The organism is Shewanella sp. Shew256 (genome assembly GCF_002196695.1).
Lineage (GTDB): Bacteria > Pseudomonadota > Gammaproteobacteria > Enterobacterales > Shewanellaceae > Shewanella > Shewanella mangrovisoli.
Genome location: NZ_NAJR01000038.1, coordinates 1 through 3624, shown reverse-complemented (window position 1 = coordinate 3624; position 3624 = coordinate 1). Strand labels below are relative to the sequence as shown.

Annotated in this window: 9 protein-coding genes; 1 reads left to right on the top strand and 8 read right to left on the bottom strand. The window is 47.8% G+C overall.

All coding sequences use genetic code 11. From position 1 onward, the window contains the following. From B5P39_RS24240 to B5P39_RS24210, 7 genes are all read right to left on the bottom strand, one after another. On the bottom strand, positions 1-607 hold a 607-nt coding region (locus tag B5P39_RS24240), incomplete at its 3' end, for an MT-A70 family methyltransferase (RefSeq protein WP_088213175.1). Beyond that, positions 604-969, bottom strand: a complete 366-nt coding sequence (locus B5P39_RS24235) for a hypothetical protein (protein WP_441347622.1) — start codon at positions 967-969, stop codon at positions 604-606. The genes B5P39_RS24235 and B5P39_RS24240, both read right to left, overlap by 4 nt. Beyond that, entirely contained in the window at positions 966-1295 is a 330-nt protein-coding gene (locus B5P39_RS24230; RefSeq protein ID WP_088213174.1) for a hypothetical protein, read from the bottom strand. The genes B5P39_RS24235 and B5P39_RS24230 overlap by 4 nt, the downstream gene beginning before the upstream one ends. Further along, positions 1292-1558 carry a hypothetical protein gene (locus B5P39_RS24225; protein ID WP_088213173.1) on the bottom strand — a complete coding sequence of 89 codons (267 nt, stop codon included), beginning with the start codon at positions 1556-1558 and terminating at the stop codon, positions 1292-1294. The genes B5P39_RS24230 and B5P39_RS24225 overlap by 4 nt, the downstream gene beginning before the upstream one ends. Further along, complete coding sequence (locus B5P39_RS24220) at positions 1555-1878, bottom strand: hypothetical protein (protein ID WP_088213172.1); 324 nt, start codon at positions 1876-1878, stop codon at positions 1555-1557. The genes B5P39_RS24225 and B5P39_RS24220 overlap by 4 nt, the downstream gene beginning before the upstream one ends. Then, a complete protein-coding gene (locus tag B5P39_RS24215; RefSeq protein WP_088213171.1) occupies positions 1875-2264 on the bottom strand; it encodes a hypothetical protein in 390 nt (129 codons plus the stop codon). Before B5P39_RS24215 ends, B5P39_RS24220 begins: the two co-directional genes overlap by 4 nt. Then, a complete protein-coding gene (locus B5P39_RS24210; protein ID WP_088213170.1) occupies positions 2261-2848 on the bottom strand; it encodes an ead/Ea22-like family protein in 588 nt (195 codons plus the stop codon). The genes B5P39_RS24215 and B5P39_RS24210 overlap by 4 nt, the downstream gene beginning before the upstream one ends. Between B5P39_RS24210 and B5P39_RS24815 the strand changes: the two genes are divergently transcribed. Further along, positions 2840-3019, top strand: a complete 180-nt coding sequence (locus B5P39_RS24815; RefSeq protein WP_176400031.1) for a hypothetical protein — start codon at positions 2840-2842, stop codon at positions 3017-3019. The two genes, B5P39_RS24210 and B5P39_RS24815, sit on opposite strands and share 9 nt — an antisense overlap. Here B5P39_RS24815 and B5P39_RS24200 read toward each other — a convergent pair. Beyond that, entirely contained in the window at positions 3016-3576 is a 561-nt protein-coding gene (locus B5P39_RS24200; protein WP_217895760.1) for a hypothetical protein, read from the bottom strand. The genes B5P39_RS24815 and B5P39_RS24200 overlap by 4 nt on opposite strands. Positions 3577-3624: the final 48 nt, after the last annotated feature.

The window sequence follows — 3624 nt, the reverse complement described above, 5'->3', positions numbered from 1 at the left end:
TTAATGGAATATCGATCGAGCCTTTTACCTCGTTACCAAACACATCCCAACCTTTGGTTTTGGTTCTGGCGAACATTTCAAGGCGCGGAACGTCACCCATGAGTTCGACGCATTTATCGCGAAACTCATCAGGCTTTTGACTGTGGCGAATGTTTTGATAGGTGCCCACGTAGCAGAGGTGAGCGAGTACTTCATCAAGGCTTTGTGGATCGTAATTGCCCACGGCGCGAACGCTGCGGCAAGCTGGCGTGGGTTTGCCCTTGATGGCGATAATGGCCGACTCGCTACCTGCACGGGTCCAAAAGCCCATGCCAAAAAATGGATTGTTATTGACTGTTAGCTTGTTCCACACAAAGCCGTTCATGTTTTTAAGGGTGAAGTCCCAGCTTTTAACCAGATCAATGGCATCCTGTGGCATAGCGCCCACGTACCACATCACTAGCACACAGTTATCATCGGCAATGCTGCCCACATCGAGGCGTTTTAAGTCCTCTGTGCTGGTGACGGTGTACTTGGCTTGGGCGCTGGATTTCATTGAACCGCCCGTGTTCTGGTTGCTAAATGCCCATGGCGGATCGGCGTATATCAGCTGATATTTTTTGCTCATGCGGCATTCTCCTTTGAATCAGTTAACTGATAACTGGCTAATTGTTTTTCTAGCTGTGCTATCCGCGCGTTGGCTGCGGCTAACTTGGCGAGATGCTTTTCCCAGTCGATTTCTTTGATTGCTTCAACCACGCCCATGGTGCTGTTGAGCGTGTTTTGAGCGCGCATCAGGTTTGATAGCTCGATAAAGTGGCGAGCGGCGCAGCGTTCTTCAGCCAGACCCGTGGTGTAGTGCAGCTTTAATGCAGCAATCGTTGGCTCTGAGGTGATGCGCGTTAGCGATAGCAGCAAGTCAAGCTTGCGCTCTGGCTCGCTGCCTGACAGCAGATAAAGCATTTCGCGGGATGATATAGGGGCGGTCATGCTTCACCTCTGTTCCATTCGTGCTCAGGGCATGCGTCCCAGTAGCAAAACTCGATAAAGTTTTTAAACCCGTCACCGTACTCTAAGTAGCGTTGATAGCGTTCTTGGGATTTAGTTTGTTTGCGGATGCTTCCAATCTCGCCGTATTCAACTTCCCAAGTAGGGTGGCAATGACGAATAACACTTGGCTTATCTTCGTCAAAATTAACGCCAAGGTGATGGCCGCAATCTTTTACGATGATGCCTGCGCGTCCATTCACTTTAACTAAGCGGCCGATTTCGGCAGGAACACCATAATGCTGTTTGATGTAATCAAATTGGCTCATGGTGCCTCCTTGATGATAGGTTTATTAAATAAAACCAAATCCCAGAGTGCTTTTTTGCTATTTACGCGACCTTTTATCGCCAACACTTTTACGGTTCGATTTGGCAAATTAGTGCATTCACACTGATATTTTTGGCTATTGCGAACATTCCAAAGCTTTGCGGATGCCTCGATTGCAGATATACCTAGTTCTGCACCTAACTGCGCGGCAGTGTAGTGCCTTCCAGTTGAAAGCATGTGTTCAGCGACGAGATACGTGTTCATTCAAAATCCTCCAGACTTAACCCAAGCTCTTTGGCGAGCTTGATATCCTCGATGCGGCGGCGTTTAGCCATGAGCACTTTATCCTCGGCCGATATCCTAATTGACTGGATGACTGGTTCTTTTTCCTCTTGGAATCGGACTGTTTTAGCTTTAGGTGCAGCAATTGAAGGTTGAGAAGTCGAAGAGTTAACAACCTTCATCACTTTTGGCTTACGCGCCTTAGTTTCGTATTGAGCCCGTTTTTGGGCTTTGATACTTTCCTTATGCGCTTGGTAGTAAGCCCTTGCTGCGATTTGCTTTGGTGTGAGTTGTTGGCTCATGCTTTCACCTCTTCACTTGGGTATTGCTCTCTTACCGTGATAATGGCTTCTTCGATGGTTGGATGACGTTCACAGTAATCACCTTCACGGGTATGGCGCTTGTGAACGATGAACTTCAACATCCGTGGTGCTGATGGTTCGATTTGAAAGCGGATCATGCGGTCATGGGCAAGTACTACGGCTTTTGTCAGATTGCTATAATCAAACGTTGACATGTAATGCGAGGCTTTACTGTTGATGACTAAGCCATGCTTGCCACAAGCTTGGATTTTCCCAAACATGTGATTGCCGCCATTGTGAATGTCACAAAGAAAATCAAAGCACTCACGTTGATCTGCGTTAAGCCAAGGGTAGTTTTTGGCGTAGAAGTCATGTATCGGATTCATGCTTTCACCTCTGGCGTGGTGAGTGACATGATCCAATGGCGTAATTGGATCATCTGTGGGCAAAACACCATTGATTCGACATAGGTGTAAAGCCTTGGATAGTCGTGCTGCTTACGGGCGATAAAGGACAGTGCATCGGCTTCAGTTAGGCAGGTTTTGATCACTTCTTCCGTTTCTTGAAGGTGGAACTTTTTAAGCGGATCAGGTAGCTGGTCGTAATCTGACTCAACATCAAATTTATCGATAAAGGCTTGTATAAACACTTCATCAAATGCATGAGTAACATCGTGACAAACTTCATCAATATCGTTATCAAACAGCCAATTGCTACACCATTGATGGTCGTTTTCAGCTAACCATTCAGCCAGTGCTTGCTTGATATCAGATTCATCAGACCGATAAAGAACAGTGCCACCATCGGTATCAACAATCTCCCAGTGATCTTCGTCATAGCCTTCTTCGGTCGGTAAATAGCGCTTGCAGCGAACTTGCCATATGGGTTCGGCGGTGCAGCGGTTAGACTGCTGGTGCATTTGCTGTGACATTTCGAGCAAGAATGCAGGGATTTCGATTTGTTGGCTCATGTGACGTCCTTATCTTTTAACCAAGAAACGGTGCAGGCCTTTGGCGGCACGGATGGCAACGGCGCGATTGGTGGTGAACTTGCCACCTGGCAACATCCAGCCGTCTTTATCTGCGACGATATGGCCGAGGCCAATTTTGATATCGCGGTGTTGGGGTTTGTCGTGGGTTAGCATGCTGCGTCCTCCTGCTTGATGATTGGCAGTTGTGCAGCTGCTGCGCGTACTGCTGCGGCGGCTTCTTTGCCATAGCCCCAAATGTCGCCGTTATCTGGGTTCCAACGAACAGGTGCAATAACGTACAAGGAAAGCTTGGTGCCTTTGGTGATGTAATCACGCATGAGTTCCACTAAGTTGCGCATCGTTCCGCCATGACTAAATCCATGCCAACGATCGCGATAATGGGTGTAGATTCTGGCTTTAGAAAATTCGTCAACAAGCCACACTTTGCCGTTTTTATCGAGCTCAAGTGTTGCTATGGTGCCTTTGTGTTCGAAAAACTTGCGGCCATGCTCTGATATCACTTTGATGAGTGCGTTAGCGTGTTCAACGCGCTCGGTGATGATTGGCTCAGGCAAGTCGTAATAAGAGTCGCAACCGCATTTAGGGCAAACGCCTTTGTAAACAGCAAAAGACTTAGATGCGTATTTAGGGTCAGCGATCTTGCTTAACTCTGAGTGTCTACCCGTCCAGCGGCAGGTGCGGCGGCTGCATTCGATACGTTGTGTCATGCTCTATTCCTTCTTTCGTGAATGGTGGCAACTATCAAGCGGCGCTGG